Here is a 26,365-nt window from a genome sequence, read left to right on the forward strand (position 1 = left end):
TCGGTCAAGTAGCCGTTTCCGCAGGCCACATGGGGTTTGACATACCGTTGACGCGCGCAGACTGCCGCTGGTAGACACACATGTCGTTCCGCGTTCACCACCGTTCAAGCCCGCCTCACGCGAGGGCGCCCCGGCGTCTGCGCGTGCGATGACGCGAGGTCAGGTAGTCATGAGCACACACGATCAGCACGGCAGCGGACGACGTTCCGCCCACCGGCCGTGGAGAATCCGCCTCCTCGCGGCAGCGGGGGCCGGCGCGCTGCTCCTCGCCTCGGGGGCGATCGCCCCCTCGGCCTCGGCGAAGGACGACGGCGGGGACGACGGCGGGGACAAGGTGCTCAACGTCGCCGTGGCGCAGAGCGTGGACTCGCTCAGCCCCTTCCTCGCGGTACGGCTGCTCAGCACAAGCATCCACCGGCTGACGTACGAGTACCTGACCAACTACGACGCCAAGGACAACCACGTCATACCCGGGCTCGCCACCGAGTGGAAGTCCTCCTCGGACAAGCTGACCTGGACGTACACGATCCGCTCCGACTCCAAGTGGTCGGACGGCGAGCAGGCCACCGCCGAGGACGCGGCGTGGACGTTCAACACGATGATGACCGACCCGGGCGCCGCCACCGCCAACGGCAGCTTCGTCGGCAACTTCGCGAAGGTCACCGCGCCCAGCCCGACCCAGCTGGTGATCCGGCTGAAGAAGCCGCAGGCGACGATGACCGCGCTGGACGTGCCGATCGTGCCCAAGCACGTGTGGGAGAAGGTCGACGACTTCTCGAAGTTCAACAACGACAAGGACTTCCCGGTCGTCGGCAACGGCCCCTTCGTGCTGACCGACTACAAGCCGGACAGCTATGTGCGGCTGAAGGCCAACAAGGACTTCTGGCGCGGCGCACCGAAGTTCGACGAGCTGGTGTTCCGGTACTACAAGGACCAGGACGCCGCCGTCGCCGCCCTGCGCAAGGGCGAGGTGTCGTTCGTCGCCGGGTCGCCCTCGCTGACGCCGGCCCAGGCCGACTCGCTCAAGGGCGAGGAGAACATCCGCGTCAACGACGCCCCCGGCCGCCGCTTCTACGCCCTGGCCACCAACCCGGGCGCGCGGGCGAAGGACGGCACGAAGTTCGGTGACGGCGACCCCTCGCTGCTGGACCAGCGGGTGCGCAACGCGTTGTTCATGGCGGTGGACCGCAAGGCGATCGTCGACAAGGTGTTCCAGGGCCACGCGGTCGAGGGGGCCGGCTACATACCGCCGCGCTTCTCCTCGTACTTCTTCGAGCCGTCGTCCGGGCAGGAGCTGGCGTACGACCCGGAGCGGGCCGCCAAGCTGCTCGACGAGGCGGGCTACCGGACGAACGCCGACGGCAAGCGCCTCGGCAAGGACGGCAAGCCGCTGGACTACCGCGTGCTGTGCCACGCCACCGACCCGAACGACAAGGCGGTCGGCAAGTACCTCCAGGAGTGGTGGGGCGAGCTGGGCATCTCGGTGACCCTCGACTGCCTGGACAACGTGACCGATCCGTGGCTGGCCGGCAAGTACGACCTCGCCTTCGACGGCTGGTCCGTCAACCCCGACCCGGACTTCGTGCTCTCCATCCACACCTGCGCGGCGCTCCCTGCGACGCCGAAGGACACCGGGGCCACGGACAACTTCATCTGCGACAAGAAGTACGACGAGCTGTACGCGAAGCAGTTGGGCGAGTACGACGCCGGCAAGCGGGCCGAGGTCGTCAAGCAGATGCAGTCCCGGCTGTACGACACCGGGTACATGAACGTGATGGCGTACCCGAACGCGGTCGAGGCCTATCGCACGGACCAGATCAAGTCGATCACGACGATGCCCTCCGACGCGGGCAACATCTACGGACAGGACGGCTACTGGAGCTGGTGGTCGGCGGTTCCCGCGGACTCCGGTGACTCCTCCGGGAGTTCGTCGTCGACCGGCACGGTGATCGGGATCGCGGCGGGCGTCGTCGTCCTCGCCGGTCTCGGAGTGCTCTTCGCCGTCCGCCGCCGGGCGTCGGCGGACGACCGTGAGTAGCGTCGCCGGCTCCGCGGCCGACTCCGTGAGCGTCGCCGCGCTCGGGAAGCGGCCGCCCACGCCGTCGCGCGGGCGCTCCCGCAGCGGGTATCCGCGGTACGTGGCGGGCAAGCTGGCGGGCGCGGTCGTCTCCCTGCTCGCCGTCCTCGTCACGAGCTTCTTCCTCTTCCGGCTGATCCCCGGTGATCCGGTGAAGTTCATGACCGGCGGACGCCAGGTCTCGGCCGAGCAGCTCGCCGCGTACAAGGAGGAGTTCGGGCTCGACCTGCCGTTGTGGGAGCAGTTCACGGACTACTGCGCCAAGGCGCTGACCGGGGACCTGGGCACGTCGTACCAGTTCCACGCGCCCGTCATGGACAAGATCACCGAGGCGCTGCCGAACACCCTGCTGCTCACCGGGACGGCCTTCGTGCTCTACACCGCGCTGGGTGTCTTCCTCGGCACCCGCTCGGCGTGGCGGCACGGCGGGCTCGGCGACCGGCTCAACACCGGTCTGGCGCTGACCCTTTACTCCATCCCGTCCTTCTGGCTGGGGCTGCTGCTCATCATCGTGCTGTCGGTGGGCGTCGACCCGATCCCGGGTCTGTTCCCGACCGGGGGCATGGAGTCGGGCCGCGAGCAGGGCTTCGCCCACGTGCTCGACGTGGCGCACCATCTCGTCCTGCCGGTGGTGACGCTGGTAGCCGTGGAGTACGGGCAGACGCTGCTGGTCACCCGGTCGGCGCTGCTGGACGAGATGGGGGGCGACTATCTGACGACCGCGCGGGCCAAGGGACTCAGGGACGACCTCGTACGGCGCCGGCACGCCGTGCCCAACGCGCTGCTGCCGACCGTGACGCTGGTCTTCGTGAATCTCGGACGGACCGTGGCGGGGGTCATCCTCGTCGAGACGGTCTTCTCCTGGCCGGGCCTGGGAGGGCTGTTCTACCAGGCGCTCAGTGTGCCCGATCTCCCGCTGGTGCAGGGGTTGTTCTTCGTGTTCGCCGCCGCGGTGATCCTGATGAACACGCTGGCCGACCTGTTGTATCCGATGCTCGATCCGAGGGTGGGCCGATGACCGCCAAGACCACCGAGCCCGCCGAGCCCGCCGTGAAAGCGAACGCGCCGAGTCCGCGTGCTCTCGCCCGGCGGCGGCGCCGCGCGTCCGCGGCCCGCTTCTGGAGGGAGTACCGCAAGCACCGCGCCGGAGTCTTCGGGCTGGCCGCGCTGGTGCTGTTCGTGCTCGTGGCGCTGACCGCGCCGCTGACCGTCGGGTCGGACGTGGACAGCGTGACCGACGCGCCCGGGCAGCCGCTGGAGAGTCCGAGCGGCCGGTTCCCGCTGGGCACCGACCAGTTCGGGCGGAGCCTGCTGGGCCTGCTGGTCTGGGGCTCGCGCGTCTCGCTGCTGGTCGGGCTGCTCGCGGCGGTGCTGTCGGTGCTCATCGGGGCGCTGATCGGGATCACGGCAGGGCACTTCCGCGGCTGGTACGCCACGGTGATGATGCGGATCACGGACTGGTTCCTGGTGATGCCGACGCTGGTGCTCGCGATCGTGCTGGCGACGGTGCTGTCCCGGTCGCTCGGCACCATCGTGCTCGCGATCGGCGTGACCACCTGGCCCACCACGGCGCGCCTGGTGCGGGCGCAGACGCTGGCGGTGGAGTCACGGCCGTACATCGAACGGGCGAAGGCGCTCGGGGGCGGGCACTGGCACATCATGTCGCGGCACGTGCTGCCCAACGTCATGCCGCTGATCCTCGCGCAGACGACGCTGATCATCTCCTCCGCGATCCTGGCCGAGGCGACCCTGGCCTTCCTCGGGCTCGGGGACCCGACGGTGGTGTCCTGGGGCGGGTTGCTGCAGGACGCGCGGGAGGCGGGTTCGGTGAGTTCCGGCGACTGGTGGTACCTGGTGCCGCCGGGTGTCGGGATCGCGGTCGTGGCGCTGGCGTTCACGCTGTGCGGGCGCGCGGTGGAGGCCGTTCTCAATCCCAGGCTGGGGGTGTCCCGTTGAGTCTGCTGGAGGTCCGGGACCTGGAGGTGACGTATCCGGGCGGCGCGGCCGCGGTGCGCGGGGTCGACCTGACGCTGGAGGCGGGCGAGAAGCTCGGCATCGCGGGCGAGTCCGGCTGCGGCAAGTCCACGCTGGCACTGTCGCTGCTGCGGCTGCTGCCGCCGGGCGCGCGGGTCGGCGGGGAGATCCTGCTGGACGGCGAGGACGTGCTCACGATGAAGTGGGGCCGGCTGCGGGCGGTCCGGTGGGCGGGGGCGTCGATCGTCTTCCAGGGCGCCATGCACTCCCTGAACGCCGTCCACCGCATCGGTGACCAGATCGCCGAGCCGATCCTGCTGCACCGCAGGGCCACCCCGGCGGGGGCGCGCAAGCGGGCCGGGGAGCTGCTGGAGCAGGTGGGGCTGCCGGCCGCCCGGGCGAGTGCCTACCCGCACGAGCTGTCGGGCGGCCAGCGGCAGCGGGTGATGATCGCGATGGCGCTGGCCTGCGACCCGCGTCTGATCGTCGCCGACGAGCCGACCACCGCGCTCGACGTGATGATCCAGGCGCAGATCCTGCGGCTGATCGAGGGTCTGGTGGGCGAGCAGGACGTCGGCCTGATCATGATCAGTCACGACCTGGCCGTGCTGGCCGACACCTGCGACCGGCTGGCGGTGATGTACGCGGGCCGGGTGGTCGAGGAGGGCCCGGCCCGGCAGGTCTACGACGACGCCCGGCATCCCTACGGCCGGGCCCTGTCCGGGGCGTTCCCGAGGATCGGCGACCCGGCCTCGCGGTTCGCGCCGCGCGGACTGCCCGGTGATCCGCCCGACCCGGCGGCAGTACCCTCCGGGTGCGCGTTCCACCCGCGCTGCCCGGTCGCCCTGGACCTCTGCGCCACCGAGGACCAGGCGTTGCGGACGGCGGGCGCGGGGCGCCGGGCGGCGTGCGTGCACGTGGGGGCGGACGGCTCCGGGACACCGGGCGGCGGCGCCGCTGCCGGTGGCGGGGAGCCGGACGGCGACGGCGGGAAGGGCGGTGACGCCCGGGAGGGCGGCAGCGGAACGCCCGGCGTGGACGCCGGACCGGTCGCCGCCGACGACCGTACGGGTGCGACCGCCGACGACCGTACGGGTGCGGGCGGCGAGGACCGTACGGGTGCGGCCGGCGGTGTCCCGTCCGCGCAGGACGACGGAGTGAGGAGCAGCACCCCATGAGCAGCACCACGTCAGGCGACGCGTCGCACCCCACGGCCGGTACCGCGCCGCCGCTGCTGAGCGTCCGGGGGCTGCACGTCACCTTTCCCGGGCGGCACGGGGCCGCCGCCGCGCGGGCCGTGGACGGGGTCGACCTCGACATCGGGCGCGGTGAGATCGTCGCGCTGGTCGGGGAGTCGGGCTGCGGCAAGACGACCCTCGCCCGTTCGCTGCTCGGCCTGGTCCGGCCGAGCGGGGGGCGCGTCACCTTCGACGGTGCCCCCCTCGCGTACTCCGCCCGGGCACTCAAGGCGTACCGCAGGCGGGCGCAGCTGGTCCTGCAGGATCCGAGCGGCTCGCTGAACCCGCGGCACACGGTGTACGACATCGTCGCCGAGGGCCTGCGCATCCACGGCCACGCCGGGGACGAACGGACGGCGGTCGCCGAGGCGCTGGCGCGGGCCGGGCTGCGGCCTCCGGAGCGCTTCTTCCTGCGCTACCCGCACGAGCTGTCCGGTGGCCAGCGCCAGCGCGTCGTCATCGCGGGCGCGCTGGTGCTGCGGCCCGAACTCCTCGTCGCCGACGAGCCGGTGGCCTCCCTCGACGCGTCGGTGCGCGGCGAGATCCTGGCGCTGCTGCTGCGGCTGCGGGCCGAGCTGGGCCTGTCCGCGCTGGTGGTGACCCACGACCTGGGGCTGGCCTGGAACATCGCCGACCGGGTCGCGGTGATGTACCTCGGCCGGATCGTCGAGACGGGGTCGGTGGAGCAGGTCCTGACGGCGCCCCGGCACCCGTACACCCGGGCGCTGCTGTCCGTGCTTCCGGAGGCGCCCGGCACCCCGGTCGTGCTCACCGGTGAGCCGCCGGACCCGTCGTACGTGCCCGGCGGCTGCCGCTTCCACGTCCGCTGCCCGGTCCTTGCGGGGGGCGAGGCCGAGCGCGCCGGTGTCGCGGACGCCTGCCGGAACCAGGAGCTGGAGATCCTGCGCGGCGGCGACGAGTCGCAGGTCGCCTGTCACTGGGCCCGGGCGGAGCGGCCCACGGCCGGGCGTCCCGTCTGACGCCGAGGACGGGACGGTGCCGTCAGGCCCTCGGGGCGTCCGCCCTGGTGGCCGTTAGGCCCTCGGGGCGTCCGCCCCGGTGATCTCGCGGCACCTGTCCACGTCCTCGGCCATCTGCACGAGGAGCGCGTCCAGCGTCTCGAACCTCGCCTGCCCGCGGACGAAGGCCACGAAGTCCACGGCGACGTGCAGGCCGTACAGCTCGAGGTCCACGCGGTCGATGGCGTAGGCCTCGACGGTGCGCTCGGTCCCCTCGAACTGCGGGTTGGTGCCGACGGAGATCGCGGCCGGCATGGCCTCGCCCTGGGCGTGCAGCCAGCCGGCGTAGACGCCGTCGGCCGGAATCGCGGTGTGCGGGAGGGTCTCGACGTTGGCCGTCGGGAAGCCCATCTCGCGGCCTCGCTGGGCACCGCGCACGACCACGCCCTCCACGCGGTGCGGGCGGCCCAGGATCTCGGCGGCGCCCGCCACGTCGCCCTCGGCGACCAGGCGGCGGGTCAGGGTGGAGGAGAACGGCTCGCCGCCGCCCGCCTCGCCGGTGACGAACAGGTCGACGACCTCGACCTCGAAGTCGTAGACCTTGCCCTGCTCGACGAGGAAGTCCACGGTGCCGGCGGCCTTGTGGCCGAAGCGGAAGTTGGGGCCCTCGACGACGGCCTTGGCGCGCAGCCGGTCGACCAGGACCTTGACCACGAAGTCGGCCGGGGAGAGCTTCGAGAACTCCTTGGTGAAGGGGAGGATCAGCACCGCGTCCACGCCCAGGTCGGCCATCAGTTCGGCCCGGCGGTGGTGCGGGGCGAGCAGCGGGGGGTGGCTGCCGGGGCGGACGACCTCGCTGGGGTGCGGGTCGAAGGTGACGACGACGGCGGGGACGCCCAGCTCGCGGGCGCGGTCCACGGCGTGCCTGATGATCAGCTGGTGCCCGCGGTGGACACCGTCGTAGGAGCCGATGGTGACGACGCTGCGTCCCCAGTCCTCGGGGATGTCCTCCAAGCCACGCCAGCGCTGCACTGTGTCCGCTCCTCGGTGCTTCCGTGGTTTCCATGGTTTCCGTGGTGACCCTTACGCAGGACTAAGGGTGCCATGCCGTACGGCTCCCGCCCGCATCGGCGTCGGTGCTGTGACCGGGTGCACGCCGCCGGGAGCCCCGGAGTCGGGACCGGGGCCAGGGCCGGGGTCAGGCGGGGACGCGGACACCCGCCAGGTGCTCGATCGTGCGGCGGGTGCTCGGACCCACCAGCGCCGCCCAGTCCTCGGGTGCGTGGCGGAGCCAGCCGGTCAGGCGGGTGGCGAACCCCGGGAGGTGGCGGGCCAGGTCGACGAGGCCCCGGTCGAAGCGGGTGGCACCGTCCGGAGTGCGGACGAGGAGCCGGCCGGTGCGGTGGACGAGGGCGCGCAGCTCCGCTCGGTCGCACCGGACGGCCGCGTGCAGCAGGGCGTCCAGGACGGCGGGTTCGTGCTCGTGGGTGAACAGGTGCTCCCGCAGCGTGCGGCGAACCGGAGCGCCGGCCGTGGCCCCGTCCGCGGCGAGGATGCCGGCGAGCGCGGCCCGCGCGGGCTCGGGTCCGTCGTCCAGGAGACGGGTGACCAGCGGGAGGAGTACGGCGTGGGGGTCGGGGTCCCGGTCCAGACGGCGGTCGACGTACGCGGCCAGGTGCCCGGCGGTCTCGGGACGCTCCGCCACGGCCCGACCGACGACGGCGGCCACCCGGCCGGCCAGTGCGGGTGTGGTGGCGTCGGCGAGCCCGCGCAGCGCCTCACCGGCGTCAGGGCCCGGCAGCCGCACCCGGAAGGCTTCCAGGACGGGCCCGGGGTGGGTCGGCAGGGCGGCGGCCACCGCGCTCGGCGGGAGGTACGGGTCACCCGCGGCGAAGTGGTCCAAGGCGCTGGGGAGGTGGCGGTCGCGGCAGCCCGGGTCCTGGACGAGCAGGGCGAGCGCGCCACCGCGCAGGGGGCTGCCGGAGGGCCCGGCGAGCAGCACCAGGGCGGCGTGGCGGAGCAGGGCGCGGTCGGCGCCGGTGCGGGCGTGCGGGGCGGTGCGCAGACCGTGGGTGACCGCGGCGGCCTGCCGATCCGGACGCTCGTCGCGGGCCCAGCGCTCCACGGCTCGGCACAGCGCCGACGGCTCCTCCTCGGCCAGGACCGCGAGCAGTTCGTCGGCGCGTCGGTGGGCGCTGTCGGCGAGCGCCTCGGTGAGGCCGTCCAGGCCGCGGTGGCGGTGGGTGTGCAGCAGCGCCTGCGCGGCCGTCGCGACAGTGGCGTGCGGGGCGGCGGGCAGCGGCCGCTCGTCGTCGAACCAGCGGACGAGCAGCGGTTGTACGGCCGCGGGGTCGTCGGTGAGCAGCCCGGCCACGGTGTCGAGGTGGCGGGGGCCGGGCTCGTGCGGAGGGCCGTCGGCGAGGACGAGGCGGCGCAGCAGGTCCAGGCGGACGGCCCCGGGCAGCCGCAGGGCCGTCCAGAAGCCGGGCCCGAAGACCCGGGGTGAGCGGTGCCCTTCCCCGCCCCGCTCCGCGATGCCGTCGGCGAGCAGCCGCAGCACCTCGGTGTACGGCGTCGCGTCCGGTACCCGGGTCAGCACCTCGGCGAGCAGCCGGGCGGCCCACCAGGAGTGCGGGTCGAGGTCGAGGGCGTGCACCAGCTCTTCGAGGGTCAGGGCGAGTTGCGGGACGCCGTGCTGACGGGCGAGGAGCAGGAGTGCCTCGACGACGGAGCCGACGCGGTGGTGCGGGACGGGGAGGGTGCGCGTGCCCGGGGGTGGGGTGTCCCGGCGGTGGACGAGGGCGCGCAGGGCCCCGTCCAGGTCGAGGTGGACGCCCTGGATCCAGTCGGCCAGCTCCTCGTGCGCGAAGCGGTAGCCGCTGCCCGCGGGGGTGAAGAGCCCCTCGGCGAGCACGGCCGGCGCCCAGCCGGTGCCGCCGCCCAGCCGGGCCGGGGCCGGTCCCCACGGGAAGAGCGCCTCGAAGGACTCCCGGTCCAGTCCGCCCTGCCCGGGTCCGAGACTGCGCCGGGCCGCCTCGTGGACCTGCCCGGAGACCTTCGCGGCGAGCCTGCGCACGGCGGAGCCGTGCAGGCCGTTCTCCCCGGCCAGGCGGGTCGCGACGCGCAGGCACATCAGGTCCAGGTACGCGGCGAACACCGCGTCCCGGGTGACGGTCGCGGGGGCCGGAGGGCCGGGGAGGGCGGCGTGGACCTCCGCGAGCAGGCGGAGGGTGAGGGGATGCCTCGCGTCCGGGTCCGTCAGGGCACCTTCCGGTACCCGGTACCGCGCGCGGGCTTCACGGGCCTCGTCCTCGGCCAGGTCGCCGAGGCGGACACAGGGCGGCAGCCCGGCGCCTCCGGAGCGCGCGGTGGCCCCGGACCCGGCGGGCCCCGGTTCGGCGACCGCCGGTCCGGGACGGGGGGCCGTCGAACGGGGACGGGGGGCCGCCGGTCGGGGGGCGGGGCCCGCCGGCCCCGGCGCGAGGCCCGCGGCGGCCACCGGGGACAGCGCTTCCGGCCGCCACGCTCCGCCGGCGGCCGCGGTACCCCCGAACCCGGCGGGCAACGGTTCGGCGGCTCCCGGACCAGGGGCGGAGCCCGCCGGCCCCCGCGCAACGCCAGCCGCCGCAACCCCGGACAACCCCTCCCGCCAGCCCGCGTCCCCGGCACCCGCGGTGCCCCCGAGGCCGGTGGGCACCCTCCTGGCGAGAGACCCCCGGGGCGGCGGCACTTCGCTCGCCCGCGCGGACGTCCGCGCCGCGGTCTCCCGACCGGACGGCGGCATGCCGATGGCCCGAGGCGCAGACGGCGCCCCCGCGACCGCCCCGTACAGCAGCTCCCTCGGGAACTCCGCCCCCGCGTGCTCCCAGTACTCCGCACGGCAGGCCACCACGAGCCGGGCCTCGGTCTCCCGCAGCCAGGCCGCCGTGCCCTCGGTCCACTCGGGCAGGCGGTGGGCCAGGACCGGCGGCATCTCCTCGGGACCGTCGAGGAGGACCAGGAGGGGCCGGCCGGCGGCGCGGGCCAGGTGGGCGAGGCGTTCCGGAGTGGTGTCGCCGAGGTCGGCGGGGCGGGCGACGTCCGGTGCCGCGACGAGACGGGCGGCCCTGGCCAGCGTCCGGCGGGCCGCGTCCGCCAGCGACATGTCGTCGTCACGTAGATCGGCCCCGCGCAGCCACAGCGTGGGGGCCGCGTCCGTCCCCCCGGCGCGGCGGGCGGCGAGGGCCGCGAGCTCGGTCGTACGGCCGCTGCCCGGCGCGCCGACCAGACCCAGCACCCGGGCGGGGCTCGCGGCGAAGGCGGCGAACTCGCGGGCCGTCCCCGCGCGTTCGACCGGTGCCACGGCGCCCGGACCGCCGCATGTCCCGGCGGCGGGCCCCCCGTCCGTGACCGTGGTCGTCGTGAGGGCGAGCACGCCGGCCAGGTTGAGGTCGGCGCCGTACGCCGGGACCGTCGCCGCGTTCTCGGCGAGCAGGTCGGCGAGCGGACCGGGGGCCGCGCGGCGCAGCGCCACGGCGAAACCGACGTCGCTGTGGCCGGAGCTGAGCGCGGTGCCGAGGACGCCGACGACGGCGCCGGTCGTCACGTCGAGCACGGGTCCGCCCGCCGCGCCGCCGCCCAGCCGCAGGGCGTCCCGTCCGCAGGTGCCGACGGCCAGTTCGAGGGCGTCGCCGAGGACGTGGAAGCGGTCGGTGGCCGTGTAGGTGACGTCGGTGACGCCGAGGACCCGGGCCTCGCGCCAGCCGCCGGCGGCGATGCGGACGTAGGTACCGGACTCGACGCGCTCCCGCGTGGTGAGGGGCAGCGGGGCGACTCCGAGGCCCTCGGTGCGCACGAGGGCCAGACCGAGCTCGGGCAGCGGGGTCACGTCGGCGGCTGCCACGACGCGGCGGCGGTCCCCGGCGGTGCTCAGGACCAGCCGGGTCAGGCCGTCGACCGCCTCGTGGCTGGTGAGCACCGTGCCGTGGTGGTCGGCGACGAACCCGGTGCCGCGGGGGCGCCCGGCCAGGTCGTGGACGCGGACGAGGGCGGCGTCGAGCACCGCGCTCCCCACCGTGTCGGCCCCCCGGACGGCCGGAGGTCCGCCCCGCGCCTCCCGGAAGCCGTTTCCCGGCCGCTCCCCCGCCCTGCCGCCCGACGCCTCCCGGGACCGGTTCCGCGACGCCATCGTCGAACCTCCCCGCCGTACACCCGTGCCGTGTGCTCGACGGTAGGCGCGCGATGATCAGCGGGACAGATCCCCTGGCGAACGCGCCCCCTTCCACTCCCCCGCTTCACTCCGAGCGCCTGCCCGGACGGGTGAACAGAAGGGGTGGGTTGGATACACCCTAGGGAGTGGGGGAACCGAGGGGGGACCGTGGAGCGGCGACAGTGGCAGTCCCCGTGATCGCCGCTCCACGGACGGACGGTGACGGTGCGTCGGCTCAGCCGAACACGGCCAGGCTCTTGGCCTTGCCCTTCTGCTCCTCCACCAGGGCGAGCAGGCGCCCCTCGGGACCGAAGACGGCGACGGCACCGGCGCCGGTGTACTCCTCGGGCATCTCCAGCCGTACACCGTTGGTGAGCAGCCGGGCCCTCCTGGTGTCCACGTCCCAGCGCGGGAAGGCGGCGGCGGCCGCGTCCGCGACGGGCATGACGGCGAGGTCCTGCTGGAGCTGGTCCAGCGTCCGGGCGCCGTCCAGCTTGTACGGACCGACCCGGGTGCGGCGCAGCGCCGTGAGGTGCCCGCCGACGCCGAGGTCGGCGCCCAGGTCGCGGGCGAGCGCCCGGATGTACGTACCGGAGGAGCAGGTCACCGAGACCACGAGGTCGAGCACCGGGGTGCCGTCGTCGGCGACGGCGTCCCGGACGTCGTACACCGCGAAGGAGGAGACGGTGACGGGGCGGGCGGGGATCTCGAAGTCCTCGCCCTCGCGCGCCCGCTTGTAGGAGCGCACGCCCTTGATCTTGATGGCGCTGACCTTGGACGGCACCTGCATGATGTCGCCGCTCAGCTTGGCGACGCCGGCGTCGATCGCTTCCCGGGTGACCTTCGAGGCGTCCCGCGACCCCGTGATCTCGCCCTCGGCGTCGTCGGTCAGCGTCGTCTGCCCGAGCCTGACGGTGCCCAGGTACTCCTTCTCGGTGAGGGCGAGGTGCCCGAGGAGCTTGGTCGCCCGCTCCACACCGAGGACCAGGACGCCCGTCGCCATCGGGTCGAGCGTGCCGGCGTGCCCGACGCGCCGGGTGCGGGCGATGCCCCGCATCTTGGCGACGACGTCGTGCGAAGTGAAGCCCGACGGCTTGTCGACGATGACAAGGCCGTCGGGCGTGGTGTGCTTCTCGGTCATTTAGCGGTGTCGTCCGTCTCGTCGGCCTCGGTCTCGTCCTCGTCCGGCTTGCGGTACGGGTCCGCCTCGCCCGCGTACGCGGCGCCCGCGGACGCCTCGCGCACCTTCTCGTCGGACTGCCGCGCCTTGTCGAGGAGGTCCTCGATGTTCCGGGCGGTGTCCGGCAGGGCGTCCATGACGAAGGTCAGGGTCGGCGTGAACTTCACGCCCGCCGCCTTGCCGACCTCGGAGCGCAGGATGCCCTTGGCGCTCTCCAGGCCCGCCGAGGCGGCCTTGCGCTCCTCGTCGTCCCCGTAGACCGTGTAGAAGACGGTCGCCTCCCGCAGGTCACCCGTGACCCGGGTGTCCGTGATGGTGACGTGTGAGCCGAGCCGCGGGTCCTTGATCCCGCGCTGCAGCTTCTGGGCCACCACCTCTCGGATGAGGTCCGCCAGCCTTTTCGCCCGCGCGTTGTCGGCCACTGGTCCGTCTCCCGTTCTTTCTTCTCTTGCCTGATCTGGCTTCTCTTGCCTGATCCGGTCCTCTGCCCGATCCGGTCAGTCGTCGTCGCCGTGGAAGCGCCGCCTGACGGACAGCAGCTCCACCTCGGGGCGACCGGCCACCAGCCGCTCGCACCGGTCGAGCACGTCGCTGAGGTGGCCCGCGTCGCCGGACACCACGGCCAGACCGACGACGGCCCGGCGATGGAGGTTCATGTGCTCCACCTCCGCCGCGCTCACCGCGTACTTCCGCTGGAGCTCGGCGACGATCGGGCGGACGACGGAGCGCTTCTCCTTCAGCGAATGTACGTCGCCGAGGAGGAGGTCGAAGGACAGCGTCCCCACATACATGTGCAACCGGTTCACCCGCCGGTCCGGGATCGATGGCCCCGCCGTCCACCGGCGGGGGCATCAGAACCGTACAACGAACGGCCGGGGCCGATCGACGGATATTGTGCTCCGCCGACCGGCCCCGGACCGGTCACTCCCGGAAGTCGCGGTGCTTACACCCGCGGCTTCTCGCGCATCTCGTACGTCGCGATGACGTCGTCGACCTTGATGTCGTTGAAGTTTCCGAGGTTGATACCGCCCTCGAAGCCTTCGCGGATCTCGGTGACGTCGTCCTTGAAGCGACGCAGACCCTCGATGTTGAGGTTCTCCGCGATGACCTTGCCATCGCGCAGGAGGCGCGCCTTGGTGTTGCGCTTGACCTCGCCGGAGCGGATGAGCACACCCGCGATGTTGCCCAGCTTGGAGGAGCGGAAGACCTCGCGGATCTCCGCCGTGCCCAGCTCGACCTCTTCGTACTCCGGCTTGAGCATGCCCTTGAGGGCCGCCTCGATCTCCTCGATCGCCTGGTAGATGACCGAGTAGTACCGGACGTCCACGCCTTCGCGCTCGGCCATCTGCGCGGCACGCCCGGCGGCGCGCACGTTGAAGCCGATCACGATGGCGTCGGAGCCCATCGCCAGGTCGATGTCGGACTCCGTGACCGCACCGACGCCGCGGTGCAGGACGCGGATGTCGACCTCTTCGCCGACGTCCAGCTGGAGCAGGGAGGATTCCAGCGCCTCGACCGATCCGGACGCGTCGCCCTTGATGATCAGGTTGAGCTGCTGGACCTCGCCGGCCTTCAGCACCTTGTCCAGGTCCTCCAGCGACACGCGGCGCGTGCGCTTGGCGAACGCGGCGTTGCGCTCGCGGGCGGCGCGCTTCTCCGCGATCTGGCGGGCCGTACGGTCCTCCTCGACCACGATGAAGTTGTCACCGGCGCCCGGGACGTTGGTCAGACCCAGCACCTGGACCGGCGTGGACGGACCCGCCTCGGCGACGTTGTTGCCGTTGTCGTCGAGCATGGCGCGGACGCGGCCGTAGGCGTCGCCCACCACCATCGTGTCGCCGACCCGCAGGGTGCCTCGCTGCACGAGGACGGTAGCCACGGCACCGCGGCCGCGGTCGAGACGGGACTCGATCGAGATGCCCTGCGCGTCCTGGACCGGGTTGGCCCGCAGGTCGAGCGAGGCGTCCGCGGTGAGGACCACGGCCTCCAGCAGGGAGTCGATGTGCAGACCCTGCTTGGCGGAGATGTCGACGAACATGGTCTCGCCGCCGTACTCCTCGGCCACCAGGCCGTACTCGGTCAGCTGACCGCGCACCTTGGTCGGGTCGGCGCCCTCGACGTCGATCTTGTTGACCGCGACGACGATCGGCACGTCGGCCGCCTTCGCGTGGTTGAGCGCCTCGACCGTCTGCGGCATGACGCCGTCGTTGGCCGCGACGACCAGGATCGCGATGTCGGTCGACCGGGCACCACGGGCACGCATGGCGGTGAACGCCTCGTGACCCGGGGTGTCGATGAAGGTGATCTTGCGCTCTTCTTCGTTGACCTCGGTCGCGACCTGGTAGGCACCGATGTGCTGCGTGATGCCGCCGGCCTCGCCCGCGATCACGTTCGTCTTGCGGATGGCGTCGAGCAGTCGGGTCTTACCGTGGTCGACGTGACCCATGACGGTCACGACCGGCGGACGGACGACCAGGTCCTCCTCGGAGCCCTCGTCCTCGCCGAACTCCAGATCGAAGGACTCGAGCAGCTCGCGGTCCTCCTCCTCCGGGCTGACGATCTGAACCGTGTAGTTCATCTCGTCGGCGAGGAGCTGGAGCGTCTCGTCGGAGACGGACTGGGTCGCGGTGACCATCTCGCCGAGGTTCATCATGACCGCGACGAGCGACGCCGGGTTGGCGTTGATCTTCTCCGCGAAGTCGGTGAGCGACGCACCGCGCGACAGGCGAATGGTCTCGCCGTTGCCGCGAGGCAGCATCACGCCGCCGACCGACGGGGCCTGCATGGCCTCGTACTCCTGGCGCCTCTGCCGCTTCGACTTGCGACCGCGACGCGCGGGACCGCCGGGACGGCCGAAGGCGCCCTGCGTGCCACCACGGCCACCCGGACCACCGGGACGACCGCCGAAGCCGGGACGGCCACCGCCGCCACCGAAACCGCCGCCACCACCGGGACGACCGGCGAAACCGCCGCCGCCACCGGGACGACCGCCGCCACCGCCGCCACCGGGACGGCCGGCGAAGCCGCCGCCACCGGGACGACCGCCGCCGCCGGGACGACCGGCACCGGCGGGACCGCGACCGCCGCCACCGGGGCCGGGACGCGGGCCGGCAGCCGGGCGCTGCGGCATCATGCCGGGGTTCGGACGCGGGCCACCGCCGGGACGGGGACCGGCGCCGCCGCCCTGCGGACGCGGCATCGAGCCCGGGCTCGGACGGTTGCCGCCCGGAGCCTGGGGACGGGGACCGCCGCCCTGGCCGCCGGGACCCTGCGGACGCGGACCGGCGCCGGGGGCACCGGGACCGCCATGGCCACCGGGACGGGGCCCGCCCTGCGGACGGGGCGCCTGCGGGCGCGCCATGCCGGCGTTGCCGCCGGAGGTGAAGGGGTTGTTGCCCGGACGGGGACCGCCGGGACGGCCACCGGGACGCTGGCCCGGGGCGCCGGGACGCTGGCCACCGGGACGGCCCTGGCCGCCCTGCTGACCGCGCTCCTGACCCGGACCGGACGGACGGGCACCACCGGGCTTGGGAGCACCGGGACGCGCGCCACCGGGCTTCGGGCCGGCCGGAGCCTGCGACGAAGCGGCCGGGGCCGCCGGCGGAGCGGTGAACTCCGGCGCGGCCGGGGCCGGACGCGGCGCGGGCCTGGGGCCCGGCGTCGGGCGCGTGCCCTGGGACTGGGACTGGGACGGTGCCGGCGCGGGGGCCGACGGGGCCTCGGGCTGCTCGGCGGCCGCGGGCTTGGGAGCCGTCGGAGCCGCCGGAGCCGCGGGGCCCGGACGGGGCGCAGCCGGGCGGGCCGCCTGCGCCGGGGAAGGCGCCGACGGCCTGGGGGCAGCCTTCTTCGGGGCCGCGGGGCGACCGGCGGACCGGCCGTTTCCGCCACCCTGCTGGAAGGCGTCTGTCAGCTTGCGTACTACGGGCGCTTCGATCGTCGAAGACGCCGAACGGACGAATTCACCGAGTTCCTGGAGCTTGGCCATGACGACCTTGCTCTCGACGCCGAACTCCTTGGCGAGTTCGTAGACCCGGACCTTAGCCACTTCGCTCCTCTGAGGTCCGGGTTGCGTCCGGACCGTCGCTAGTTCATGGGCGTACTCATCGCGTACTCATCGAGTGCTCATCGCAATCTCGACCTGCTTTCGACTCGCGAGGTACCAGGCCGCGCGGGGTTCCGCGCGGCATGTCTTCCTTACCATGTTGCTCACGTGCTGCTTTCAGCAGCGTCGTCGCAACCTTGTGCCTGCTCGACGTAGTGGCGCAACGCCTTTACGTCGAGCGGACCCGGGACGCGGAGCGCCCGCGGGAACGCCTTGCGGCGCACTGCCTGGTCGACACAGACCGGCACGGGGTGCACGTACGCACCCCGGCCGGGCAGCGTACCGCGTGGATCAGGGGTGCAATCACCCTCGACCGCCACGGTGCGCAGCAGCGCGCTCTTGACCGCTCGCTCCCGGCACCCCACGCAGGTGCGCTCGGGGCATGCTCGGGTACGTGTCCGGCCAGACACTCCTAAGTCTACCTCCCCGGACCGACCTCACCCCTTCGGGGCAAGAATCGAACACGTGCCGCACACAAAGCTGTCGTGATCTCAGCGGCGTGCGGCCTGGATCTATTCCCCGCGGCCGCCGGACGGCCGGTCGGGCTGCTGGTCGTCGGGCTGCTCGGTGTCCGGGCGGATGTCGATCCGCCAGCCGGTCAGCCGGGCCGCGAGGCGGGCGTTCTGGCCCTCCTTGCCGATGGCCAGCGACAGCTGGTAGTCGGGCACGATCACGCGTGCGGAGCGGGCCGCCAGGTCCACGACCTCGACCTTGGAGACGCGGGCCGGGGAGAGCGCGTTCGCCACCATCTCCGCCGGGTCGTCCGACCAGTCGACGATGTCGATCTTCTCGCCGTTCAGCTCACCCATCACGTTGCGAACCCGGCCGCCCATGGGGCCGATGCAGGCGCCCTTGGCGTTCAGGCCGGAGCGGGTGGAGCGTACGGCGATCTTGGTGCGGTGGCCGGCCTCGCGGGCGATCGCGGAGATCTCGACGGATCCGTCGGCGATCTCCGGCACCTCCAGGGCGAACAGCTTCTTCACCAGGTTGGGGTGCGTGCGGGACAGGGTCACGGACGGACCGCGCACGCCCTTGGCCACGCGCACGACGTAGGAACGCAGTCGCGTGCCGTGCGGGTAGGTCTCGCCGGGCACCTGCTCCTGCACCGGCAGGATGGCCTCCAGCTTGCCGATGTCGACCAGCACGTTCTTCGGGTCGCGGCCCTGCTGGACGACGCCGGTGACGATGTCGCCCTCACGGCCTGCGTACTCGCCCAGCGTCGCGTCGTCCTCGGCGTCGCGCAGCCGCTGCAGGATGACCTGCTTGGCGGTGGTGGCGGCGATGCGCCCGAAGTCGGACGGGGTGTCGTCGAACTCGCGGGCCGCCTGGCCCTCGTCGAGGTCGTCGGGGTCTTCCTTCGCCCACACGGTCACGTGCCCGGAGTTCCGGTCGAGCTCCACGCGCGCGTGCCGGCGGCTTCCCTCGGTGCGGTGGTAGGCGATGAGGAGGGCCGACTCGATCGCTTCGACCAGCAGGTCGAAGGAGATCTCCTTCTCCCGCACCAAGCCCCGCAGGGCGCTCATGTCGATGTCCACGGCTACGCCTCCTCCTCTTCCGTCGTCTCGTTGTCGTTCTCGTTGTCGTGCACGTCGTGCACGTCGTGCTTGACGTGCTTGTCGTGCTTGTCGTGCTTGTCGCCGCTGTCCTTGGCGTCCTTGCGGTTGAACTCGACCTGCACGCGTGCCTTGTCGATGTCGCCGAAGGGCAGTCTGCGGGTGGTGGCCTTGCGGCCCTTGACCCCAGGTACTTCGAGGTCGAGTCCGTCCTCGTCCACGGCCAGGATGCGGGCGACCAGCTCGCCGCCCTCCTGCAGCTGGAACCGGACCAGGCGGTCGGTGGCGCGCACGTAGTGGCGGTGTTCGGTGAGCGAGCGCTCCGCGCCAGGGGTGCCGACCTCGAGGGTGTACTCCCCGTCGCCCATCGCGTCGCTCTCGTCGAGCTTCGCCGAGAGCGCGCGGCTCACATCGGCGATCCGGTCCAGGTCCGCTCCGGTGTCGGAGTCGACGACCACCCGCAGCACGCGCCTGCGGCCGACCGAGTCCACCGCGAGCTCTTCGAGGTCCAGTCCCTGGGAGGCGACGAGCGGCTCCAGCAGCTCTCGCAGCCTCTCGCTGTGGGTGGTGCTCATCCGGGTGACTCCTCGGCCGCGTGTGCTGTTGTGGGACGGTGCGCGTGTCTGGTCAAAGGGTATCCGGTCGCAGGGGGTGTTGCCGTCCACCGGGTCCCGGGGGTGCCGATCCGGGTCCGGGGGGTTCCGGCCCGGGGACATCCGGGTCCGCAGGGGTGATACGGGTCCGGTGGCGCCGATGAGTGGTGCCCGGGCGGGGCACGGGTACCGTGATCACCGGCAGGCCGCGGCGACGGGTTCCCGCCGTCCTGCCGTGTCGTGCCGCTCTGCCTCTGTCTGCTGTCGCCCCCTTGTCGCTTCGCCGCTTCGCCGCTTTGTCGCCTTTGCCGTCGCTTCCGTACGAGCCCTGTCGAGGACGTCTGCCGTGTCGCCTTCCCCATCGCCGCGCCTGCCTCTGGGGCCGCGCAGAAGGAGCCTGCTCGCATCGGCCGCCGGGGCCGCCCTGCTCGTCGGGTGCACGGGGGATCCGGACGCCGGGGACGCGGGGATCGATCCGTCTGCCGCCGAGCGGGTACGCGCGCGTGCGGCCCGGGACAGTGAGGGCCTCGCCGGGCGGTACGCGGCGGTGATGGCGGCGCATCCCGGGCTCGCGGAGCGGCTGGGGCCGCTGCGGGAGGAGGTCGTACGGCACGCGGAGGCGTTCGGCGGGGTGCGGGTGGCCTCGCCGGAGGTGTCGGGGACGGCGGTATCGCCGGAGGTGTCGGGGACGGCGGTGTCGCCGGAGGCGTCGCCGTCGGGGTCCGCTCGGGCCGCCGGGCCGGGTGACGCCGGTGGCGTGCCTGCGGACGAGAAGGGCGCTCTGGCGCTGCTCGCCGACGCCGAGCGGAAGCTGGCCGACCGGCGGGCCGGGGCGCTGCTCTCCGTGCCCGGCGAGTCGGCGCGGCTGCTGGCCTCGGTCGCGGCGGCCGGGGCCGCGCACGTTTTCCTGCTGACGGAGGGTGGCCGGTGAGCAAGGCGGACGACGGGCGGCTCGACGCCCTCCAGGCGGCGCTGGCGGCGGAGCACGCCGCCGTGTACGGCTACGGGGTCGTCGGTGGGCGGCTCGGCGAGGAACGGCGCACCGAGGCGCGGGCGGCGTACGACGCGCACCGGGCGCGCCGGGACGCGCTGGCGCGCGAGGTGCGGGACCTGGGCGGCGAACCGGTCGCCGCGGCGGCGGGGTACGCGCTCCCCTTCTCGGTGCCGGACTCGACGGCCGCGGTGCGGCTCGCGGCCGAGTTGGAGGACCGGGTGGCCGGGGTCTACTCCGACCTGGTGCGGGCCGCCGAGGGTGACGGACGGGCCGCGGCGGCCGGGGCGCTGCGCGAGGCGGCGGTCCGCGCGGCGCGATGGCGGAGCGGGAGCGTAGCCTTCCCTGGGCTCGCCGAGCGGGCCGGCACGGTGACGGCTCCACCGACTGCGTAACACGTACGGCTGTCCGTACGGGAAGGGAACGGCTCGCGCATGGCTTTCGAACCGCCGCGGCGTTTGATCAGGGCGTTCGGAGAGACGGCACCGGGTGGTGACGACTGGTTGACGACGCTGCCCGATGCTGTGGAGCGGGCCGTGGCGGTGCGGGAGTTGACCGTGGAGCGGGTGCAGGTGCCCGGGGGGCGCAGCAGCCTGGTGGTGCTGGTGCGGACGGCCGACGGGGCGCCTGCGGTGCTGAAGCTGGCTCCGCGCCGGGCGCGTCCGGAGAGTGAGCGGGCCGCGCTCGCGCACTGGGGCGGGCGAGGGGCCGTGCAGGTGCGCGAGGAGGCGGCCGAGGAGGGCGTGTTGCTGCTCGAGCGGCTGCATCCGGACGTGTCGGTGCGGTCGTTGCCGGAGGCGAAGGCGTTGCTGGAGGCCGCGGGGACGTTGCGGCGGCTGTGGGTGGAACCGCCCGTCTCTCATGCCTTCGAGACCGTGGCCGAGCGGACCGGGCGGCAGGCGGAGGCGATGCGGGCGGGCGCTGCGGGTGACGCGGATGTGGCACCGCTGGTCGACGCGGCGCTCGCGGTGCGCGAGGAGCTGTTGGCCGGGCCGCCGGAGGAGCGGTTGCTGCACGGGACGTTCCGGCAGAGCAAGGTGCTCGCCGGGGACCGGGTGCCGTGGCTGGCGGTGGGGCCCGATCCGGTGGTCGGGGAGAGCGCGTTCGATCTTGCGCGGTTGGTGCGGGACCGGGTGGAGGATCTGATCGCTCAGCCGTCGGGGGCGTCGACGACGCGGCGGCGGATCAAGCGGCTCGCGGAGTCGCTGGAGGTCGACCAGGAGCGGTTGCGCGGCTGGACGCTGTTCCGGGCGGTGGAGTCGGGGGTTCGGGCCCGGCGGGTGGGACGGGAGCAGGACGCGGAGCTGCTGCTGGAGTTCGCGGGCTGGGTGTGAGTGGGCCGTGCCTGCGCCTGCGGTGGTGGTGCGGGTGGGTGGGTGGGTGCGGATGCCTGCGGCGCCTGTGCGGGTTCGGTGGGGGTGCGCGTAGCGCCTTGGGTTCGGTGGGTGGTGCGGGGCCGGGGCGGGGGGTGTCCGTCCTCGGAACGGCGCGGAATCGGTCGGCCACAGAAGCGGGAGGCGTTGACGCGCCAACCGCTGCGGGCGGACACCCCCCCGCCCCGTCCCCTCCCCGCCGTACGCGAGTGCGGGTCGCCATCCCCCCCGGCGTCCCCTTCCCGCCGTGGCCCGCCCCTAGCTGCGGGCAGTCGTGCCGCTGGGGCGGCACGGGTGGGCGCAGCGGCACCCGGCAGCGCCGGGCCACGCCTCTCCTCGCCCCGCACCCACCCCGGGCCACCGGACGGCGCCGGGACGCGGCCCGCACCACCCCGGCCCACCGGGAAACGCCGGGACGCGGACCGCCCCACCCCGGCCCACCGGGCGACGCCGGGCCACGTGACCCGCCCCCGCCGGGGGCCAGGGCACGGGGCGGGGCGGGGCGTGATCGTCCGGGGTCAGCTGGTGAGGCGGGTGAGGGCCTCCTCGACCGTTACCTCCTCGCGCTCCCCCGTGCGGCGGTCCTTCAGTTCGACGACGCCCTCGGCCGAGCGGCGGCCGGCCACCAGGATCTGCGGGACGCCGATGAGTTCGGCGTCGGTGAACTTGACGCCGGGAGAGACTCCCGCGCGGTCGTCCACCAGGACGCGGACACCCGCCGCGGCCAGCTTGTCGGAGACGTCGAGGGCCAGCTCGGTCTGCAGGGCCTTGCCCGCGGCGACGACGTGGACGTCGGCGGGGGCGACCTCCCTGGACCAGACGAGGCCCTTGTCGTCGGCGTGCTGCTCGGCGAGGGCGGCCACCGCGCGGGAGACGCCGATGCCGTAGGAACCCATCGTCACGCGGGCCGGCTTGCCGTTCTGGCCGAGGACGTCGAGCTTGAGGGCGTCGGCGTACTTGCGGCCCAGCTGGAAGATGTGGCCGATCTCGATGGCGCGGTCCAGCTTGAGGCCGGTGCCGCACTTCGGGCAGGGGTCGCCCTCCCGGACGACCACGACGTCGACGTAGGTGTCGACCTCGAAGTCGCGGCCCGCCACGACGTTCCTGGCGTGGGTGTCGGCCTTGTTGGCGCCAGTGATCCATGCGGTGCCGGGCGCGACGCGGGGGTCGGCGATGTACTTGACCTTGTCGCCCAGGCCCTGCGGGCCGACGTAGCCGCGGACCAGGTCGGGACGGCCCACGAAGTCCTCCGCGGTGACCAGTTCGACCGTGGCGGGCGCGAAGTGCGCCTCCACCTTGTCCAGGTCGACCTCGCGGTCGCCGGGGACGCCCACGGCGACGATCTCGCCGTCCACCTTCACCAGGAGGTTCTTGAGGGTCGCGGACGCCTCGACGCCGAGGGACGCGGCCAGGGTCTCGATGGTGGGGGTGTCGGGGGTCGGGATGTCCTCCGCCGCGGGGGCGTCCGTCGCGTCCACGGGCGTGAGGGCGAAGGTGATCGCCTCCGTGTTGGCGGCGTAGTCGCAGTTCGGGCAGTCCGCGAAGGTGTCCTCGCCGGCCTCGGCGGGGGCCAGGAACTCCTCCGACTTGGATCCGCCCATCGCGCCGGCGGTCGCCGCGCAGATGCGGTAGTCGAGGCCGAGGCGCTCGAAGATGCGCTGGTAGGCGGCGCGGTGCAGGGCGTAGGACTCGGCGAGGCCCTCGTCGGCGACGTCGAAGGAGTAGGAGTCCTTCATGAGGAACTCGCGGCCGCGCAGGATGCCGGCCCGGGGGCGGGCCTCGTCGCGGTACTTGTTCTGGATCTGGTACAGGATGACGGGCAGGTCCTTGTAGGAGGACGCCTGGTCCTTCACCAGGAGGGTGAAGATCTCCTCGTGGGTGGGGCCGAGGAGGTAGTCGCCGCCCTTGCGGTCCTGGAGGCGGAAGAGTTCGGGGCCGTACTCCTGCCAGCGGCCGGTGGCCTCGTAGGGCTCGCGCGGCAGCAGGGCGGGGAGCTGGACCTCCTGGGCGCCGATGGCGTCCATCTCCTCGCGGACGATGCGCTCGATGTTGCCGAGGACCTTCTTGCCGAGCGGCAGCCAGCTCCACAGGCCGGCGGCGGTGCGGCGCACGTAGCCGGCGCGGACCAGCAGCTTGTGGCTGAGGACCTCGGCGTCCGCCGGGTCGTCGCGCAGCGTCTTCGCCATCAACTTCGACATGCGCTGGACCGGTGCCTTGGCCATGGTTCTCGTGTCTCCTGCTGCGTAAGGGTGGTGCTAGGAGGTTAGCCGGGCGGTCCGGTGCGGTGGAAATCGGTTATCGACCGGCCGGCCGCCTGCGCAGCGGGAGCGTGGCGCCCATCACCGCGTACGGCTTGGGGGCGCTCGGGAAGTGGACCTGGCGGGCGAGGTCCTGGTAGCCGAGGGAGCGGTAGAGGCCGCGGGCGGGGCTCTCGGTGTCGATGGCGGAGAGGATCGAACGGGGCTCGGCGGCGCCGTCGGTGATCCTGGTGATGAGGGCGCGGCCCGCGCCGCGGTTCTGGTGGGCCGGGTGGACGTGGAGTTCCGTGATGACGAAGGAGTCGTCGAGCCAGTCGTCGGTCCCCTGGGCGCGCAGGCAGGGCTCGACGACCGTGGACCACCACTGGGCGCGGTCGTTGGGCATGCCGTAGACGAAGCCGACGAGACGGTCCCCGTCGGTGGCGCCGAGGGCTCTGGCACCCGGCTGGGTCATGTGGCGCAGGACGATCTGCCGGCGGACGGCCACCTCGTCGGGGCCGAGGCCGAACGCGGCGGCTTGGACGGACAGCGCCTCGTCGACGTGCGCGGACAGGTCCAGTGGGCCGATCACGAGGTCCATGGCGGGGAGCCTACAGGGGGGACCAGGCAGGTGGACGGGTGCGGTTCGTGCGCCGGGAACGCCGGGGGTTTCAGAACAGCACGCTCATGAAGGCGTCGACTTCACGGAACCCGACGCGCCGGTACGTGCGCCTCGCCGCGGTGTTGAAGTCGTTGACGTAGAGGCTCGCCACCGGGGCCACGTCGGCGAGGGCGTAGCGCAGGACCGCCGCCATGCCGGGCGCCGCCAGGCCCTTGCCGCGGTACTCGGGGGCCACCCACACGCCCTGGATCTGGCAGGCGCGGTCGGTGGCGGCGCCGATCTCGGCCTTGAAGACGACCTTGCCGTCGGCGTCGAAGCGGGCGAAGGAGCGGCCGGAGCCGACGAGTTCGGCGACCCGGGCCTGGTAGAGCAGACCGCCGTCGCCGGCCATCGGGGAGATGCCGACCTCCTCGGTGAACATCGCCACGCAGGCGGGCATGATCCGTTCCATCTCGTCCTTGCGGACGCGGCGGACGTAGGGGTCCGGGGCGACGTCGTCGGGGAGGTGGTCGGTGACCATGAGGGGCTGGTGGGCGCGGACCTCGCGGGCGGGTCCCCAGCCCGGTTCGAGCAGCCGCCACAGCTGGGCGGTCGGTTCGGCGGGGCCGACGATCGAGGAGCAGCGGCGGCCGGCCCGGCGGGCGCGGTCGGCGAAGGCACGGACGGCACGCTCGGTGGCGCAGATGGGGACGAGGTTGGCGCCCGCGTAGCACAGGGACGTGAGCATGCCGTGCTCGTACCAGCCCCACATCTCGCCGCCGAGGCGCCACGGGTCGAGTCCGGCGATCTGCACGCGGGCGGTCACGAAGGCGTTCGCGACCGGCTCGCGGTCGAGGACGGCGAGCGCGGCTTCCAGGTCGCTCGGTTCGAGCACGCGGGAGGTGGTCTGCGTCAACACGTGCGGGGGCCTCACCCTGAGATCTGCTGGTCTCCGCACTGTACCTGTCGTGCATATGCCGCGCCGCCCCCCGGGGGTGACGCGGCATCGGCGGGCGGTTCAGCCGGCGATGGAGACCGAGGGTTCGCCGGAGGTCACGCCGTCCTTCTCCATCTGTTCGGCGATCTTCATGGCCTCCTCGATGAGGGTCTCCACGATCTTGGACTCGGGGACGGTCTTGATGACCTCGCCCTTGACGAAGATCTGGCCCTTGCCGTTGCCGGAGGCGACGCCGAGGTCGGCCTCGCGGGCCTCGCCGGGGCCGTTGACGACGCAGCCCATGACGGCGACCCGCAGCGGCACCTCCATGCCCTCCAGACCGGCGGTGACCTCCTCGGCCAGCTTGTACACGTCGACCTGGGCGCGGCCGCAGGACGGGCAGGAGACGATCTCCAGGCCGCGCTGGCGCAGGTTCAGCGACTCCAGGATCTGGATGCCGACCTTGATCTCCTCGACCGGCGGGGCGCTCAACGACACGCGGATGGTGTCGCCGATGCCCTGGGAGAGCAGCGCGCCGAAGGCGACGGCCGACTTGATCGTGCCCTGGAAGGCGGGGCCGGCCTCGGTGACGCCGAGGTGGAGGGGGTAGTCGCACTGGGCGGCGAGCTGGCGGTAGGCCTCGACCATGACGACCGGGTCGTTGTGCTTGACCGAGATCTTGATGTCCCGGAAGTCGTGCTCCTCGAAGAGCGACGCCTCCCAGAGAGCCGACTCGGCCAGCGCCTCCGGGGTCGCCTTCCCGTACTTCTGGAGCAGGCGCCGGTCCAGGGAGCCCGCGTTCACGCCGATGCGGATGGGCGTGCCGTGGTCCTTCGCCGCCTTGGCGATCTCCTTGACCTTGTCGTCGAACTGCTTGATGTTGCCCGGGTTGACCCGGACCGCCGCGCAGCCCGCCTCGATGGCGGCGAAGACGTACTTGGGCTGGAAGTGGATGTCCGCGATCACCGGGATCTGCGACTTCTTGGCGATCACCGGCAGCGCGTCGGCGTCGTCCTGCGTGGGGCAGGCCACCCGGACGATCTGGCAGCCCGACGCCGTCAGCTCGGCGATCTGCTGGAGCGTCGCCCCGATGTCGGAGGTGCGGGTCGTGGTCATGGACTGCACCGACACGGGGGCGTCGCCGCCCACCGCCACGGAGCCGACCTGGATCTGCCGGCTCTTGCGGCGCTCCGCGAGCCTGGTCGGAACGTCCGGCATGCCGAGAGAAATCGCAGTCATCTGCTGTGCAACCCCAAGTCGTGGATCAAGGTCCGGTCCCGTCAGCGGCGGGCTCAGGCAATCGAGATTACGGCACCGACGTGAACGCCGGGCACGCGGCGTACGGCAGATGCACCCTTTGGC

At 73.2% G+C, this 26,365-nt stretch carries 21 protein-coding genes; 8 read left to right on the forward strand and 13 right to left on the reverse strand.

The window, feature by feature from the left end; translation table 11 throughout:
- Positions 1–169 precede the first annotated feature (169 nt).
- From EV562_RS26515 to EV562_RS26535, 5 genes are read left to right on the forward strand one after another with little or no spacing between them, the layout of a single operon-like run.
- Positions 170–2,038, forward strand: coding sequence for an ABC transporter substrate-binding protein (locus EV562_RS26515; protein ID WP_133889388.1), 1,869 nt, complete (start codon positions 170–172; stop codon positions 2,036–2,038).
- 25 nt (positions 2,039–2,063) lie between these two features.
- Complete coding sequence (locus EV562_RS26520) at positions 2,064–3,095, forward strand: ABC transporter permease (protein ID WP_243860194.1); 1,032 nt, start codon at positions 2,064–2,066, stop codon at positions 3,093–3,095.
- Positions 3,092–4,033, forward strand: coding sequence for an ABC transporter permease (locus EV562_RS26525; RefSeq protein ID WP_133889390.1), 942 nt, complete (start codon positions 3,092–3,094; stop codon positions 4,031–4,033). The genes EV562_RS26520 and EV562_RS26525 overlap by 4 nt, the downstream gene beginning before the upstream one ends.
- A complete protein-coding gene (locus tag EV562_RS26530) occupies positions 4,030–5,229 on the forward strand; it encodes an ABC transporter ATP-binding protein (RefSeq protein WP_133889391.1) in 1,200 nt (399 codons plus the stop codon). The genes EV562_RS26525 and EV562_RS26530 overlap by 4 nt, the downstream gene beginning before the upstream one ends.
- Positions 5,226–6,269, forward strand: coding sequence for an ABC transporter ATP-binding protein (locus EV562_RS26535; protein ID WP_133889392.1), 1,044 nt, complete (start codon positions 5,226–5,228; stop codon positions 6,267–6,269). Before EV562_RS26530 ends, EV562_RS26535 begins: the two co-directional genes overlap by 4 nt.
- Before the next feature lie 54 nt (positions 6,270–6,323).
- Here EV562_RS26535 and EV562_RS26540 read toward each other — a convergent pair whose 3' ends face one another.
- From EV562_RS26540 to rimP, 9 genes are all read right to left on the reverse strand, one after another.
- Positions 6,324–7,280: a bifunctional riboflavin kinase/FAD synthetase gene (locus EV562_RS26540; RefSeq protein ID WP_133889393.1), complete on the reverse strand. Its 957-nt coding sequence runs from the start codon at positions 7,278–7,280 to the stop codon at positions 6,324–6,326.
- Positions 7,281–7,446: 166 nt separating this feature from the next.
- Positions 7,447–11,415: a trypsin-like peptidase domain-containing protein gene (locus EV562_RS26545; RefSeq protein WP_133889394.1), complete on the reverse strand. Its 3,969-nt coding sequence runs from the start codon at positions 11,413–11,415 to the stop codon at positions 7,447–7,449.
- A gap of 256 nt (positions 11,416–11,671) precedes the next feature.
- The gene (truB, locus tag EV562_RS26550; RefSeq protein WP_133889395.1) at positions 11,672–12,577 is read right to left on the reverse strand and encodes a tRNA pseudouridine(55) synthase TruB; all 906 of its coding nucleotides are present in this window, start codon (positions 12,575–12,577) and stop codon (positions 11,672–11,674) included.
- Complete coding sequence (rbfA, locus tag EV562_RS26555; RefSeq protein WP_104636672.1) at positions 12,574–13,038, reverse strand: 30S ribosome-binding factor RbfA; 465 nt, start codon at positions 13,036–13,038, stop codon at positions 12,574–12,576. Before rbfA ends, truB begins: the two co-directional genes overlap by 4 nt.
- Positions 13,039–13,113: 75 nt before the next feature.
- Complete coding sequence (locus tag EV562_RS26560; protein WP_052843289.1) at positions 13,114–13,407, reverse strand: DUF503 domain-containing protein; 294 nt, start codon at positions 13,405–13,407, stop codon at positions 13,114–13,116.
- Positions 13,408–13,559: 152 nt separating this feature from the next.
- A complete protein-coding gene (gene infB / locus EV562_RS26565) occupies positions 13,560–16,661 on the reverse strand; it encodes a translation initiation factor IF-2 (RefSeq protein WP_133889396.1) in 3,102 nt (1,033 codons plus the stop codon).
- A 161-nt stretch (positions 16,662–16,822) separates the two neighbouring features.
- Entirely contained in the window at positions 16,823–17,128 is a 306-nt protein-coding gene (locus tag EV562_RS26570; protein ID WP_133889397.1) for a YlxR family RNase P modulator, read from the reverse strand.
- A gap of 102 nt (positions 17,129–17,230) precedes the next feature.
- Complete coding sequence (gene nusA / locus EV562_RS26575) at positions 17,231–18,253, reverse strand: transcription termination factor NusA (RefSeq protein WP_133889398.1); 1,023 nt, start codon at positions 18,251–18,253, stop codon at positions 17,231–17,233.
- Positions 18,254–18,255: 2 nt separating this feature from the next.
- On the reverse strand, positions 18,256–18,846 hold the full coding sequence (gene rimP / locus EV562_RS26580; RefSeq protein WP_133889399.1) for a ribosome maturation factor RimP: 591 nt from the start codon (positions 18,844–18,846) through the stop codon (positions 18,256–18,258).
- Between the two features lie 364 nt (positions 18,847–19,210).
- Here rimP and EV562_RS26585 point away from each other — a divergent pair, with 364 nt between their 5' ends.
- The 3 genes from EV562_RS26585 to EV562_RS26595 are packed head-to-tail and all read left to right on the forward strand — an operon-like array spanning position 19,211 to position 21,189.
- A complete protein-coding gene (locus EV562_RS26585) occupies positions 19,211–19,795 on the forward strand; it encodes a hypothetical protein (RefSeq protein WP_133889400.1) in 585 nt (194 codons plus the stop codon).
- Positions 19,792–20,250: a ferritin-like domain-containing protein gene (locus EV562_RS26590; RefSeq protein ID WP_133889401.1), complete on the forward strand. Its 459-nt coding sequence runs from the start codon at positions 19,792–19,794 to the stop codon at positions 20,248–20,250. Before EV562_RS26585 ends, EV562_RS26590 begins: the two co-directional genes overlap by 4 nt.
- Before the next feature lie 39 nt (positions 20,251–20,289).
- Positions 20,290–21,189, forward strand: coding sequence for an aminoglycoside phosphotransferase family protein (locus EV562_RS26595; RefSeq protein ID WP_133889402.1), 900 nt, complete (start codon positions 20,290–20,292; stop codon positions 21,187–21,189).
- A gap of 557 nt (positions 21,190–21,746) precedes the next feature.
- On the opposite strand, the gene EV562_RS26605 is transcribed toward EV562_RS26595, so the two are convergent.
- The 4 genes from EV562_RS26605 to ispG form a co-directional block, all read right to left on the reverse strand.
- Positions 21,747–23,450, reverse strand: a complete 1,704-nt coding sequence (locus EV562_RS26605; protein ID WP_133889403.1) for a proline--tRNA ligase — start codon at positions 23,448–23,450, stop codon at positions 21,747–21,749.
- Between the two features lie 73 nt (positions 23,451–23,523).
- Complete coding sequence (locus EV562_RS36020) at positions 23,524–24,066, reverse strand: GNAT family N-acetyltransferase (RefSeq protein WP_133889404.1); 543 nt, start codon at positions 24,064–24,066, stop codon at positions 23,524–23,526.
- Between the two features lie 70 nt (positions 24,067–24,136).
- Complete coding sequence (locus EV562_RS26615; protein ID WP_133889405.1) at positions 24,137–24,985, reverse strand: GNAT family N-acetyltransferase; 849 nt, start codon at positions 24,983–24,985, stop codon at positions 24,137–24,139.
- Positions 24,986–25,084: 99 nt separating this feature from the next.
- Entirely contained in the window at positions 25,085–26,242 is a 1,158-nt protein-coding gene (ispG, locus tag EV562_RS26620; RefSeq protein ID WP_133889406.1) for a flavodoxin-dependent (E)-4-hydroxy-3-methylbut-2-enyl-diphosphate synthase, read from the reverse strand.
- Positions 26,243–26,365 lie beyond the last annotated feature (123 nt).

It is taken from the genome of Streptomyces sp. BK208 (assembly GCF_004364245.1).
Taxonomy (GTDB): domain Bacteria; phylum Actinomycetota; class Actinomycetes; order Streptomycetales; family Streptomycetaceae; genus Streptomyces.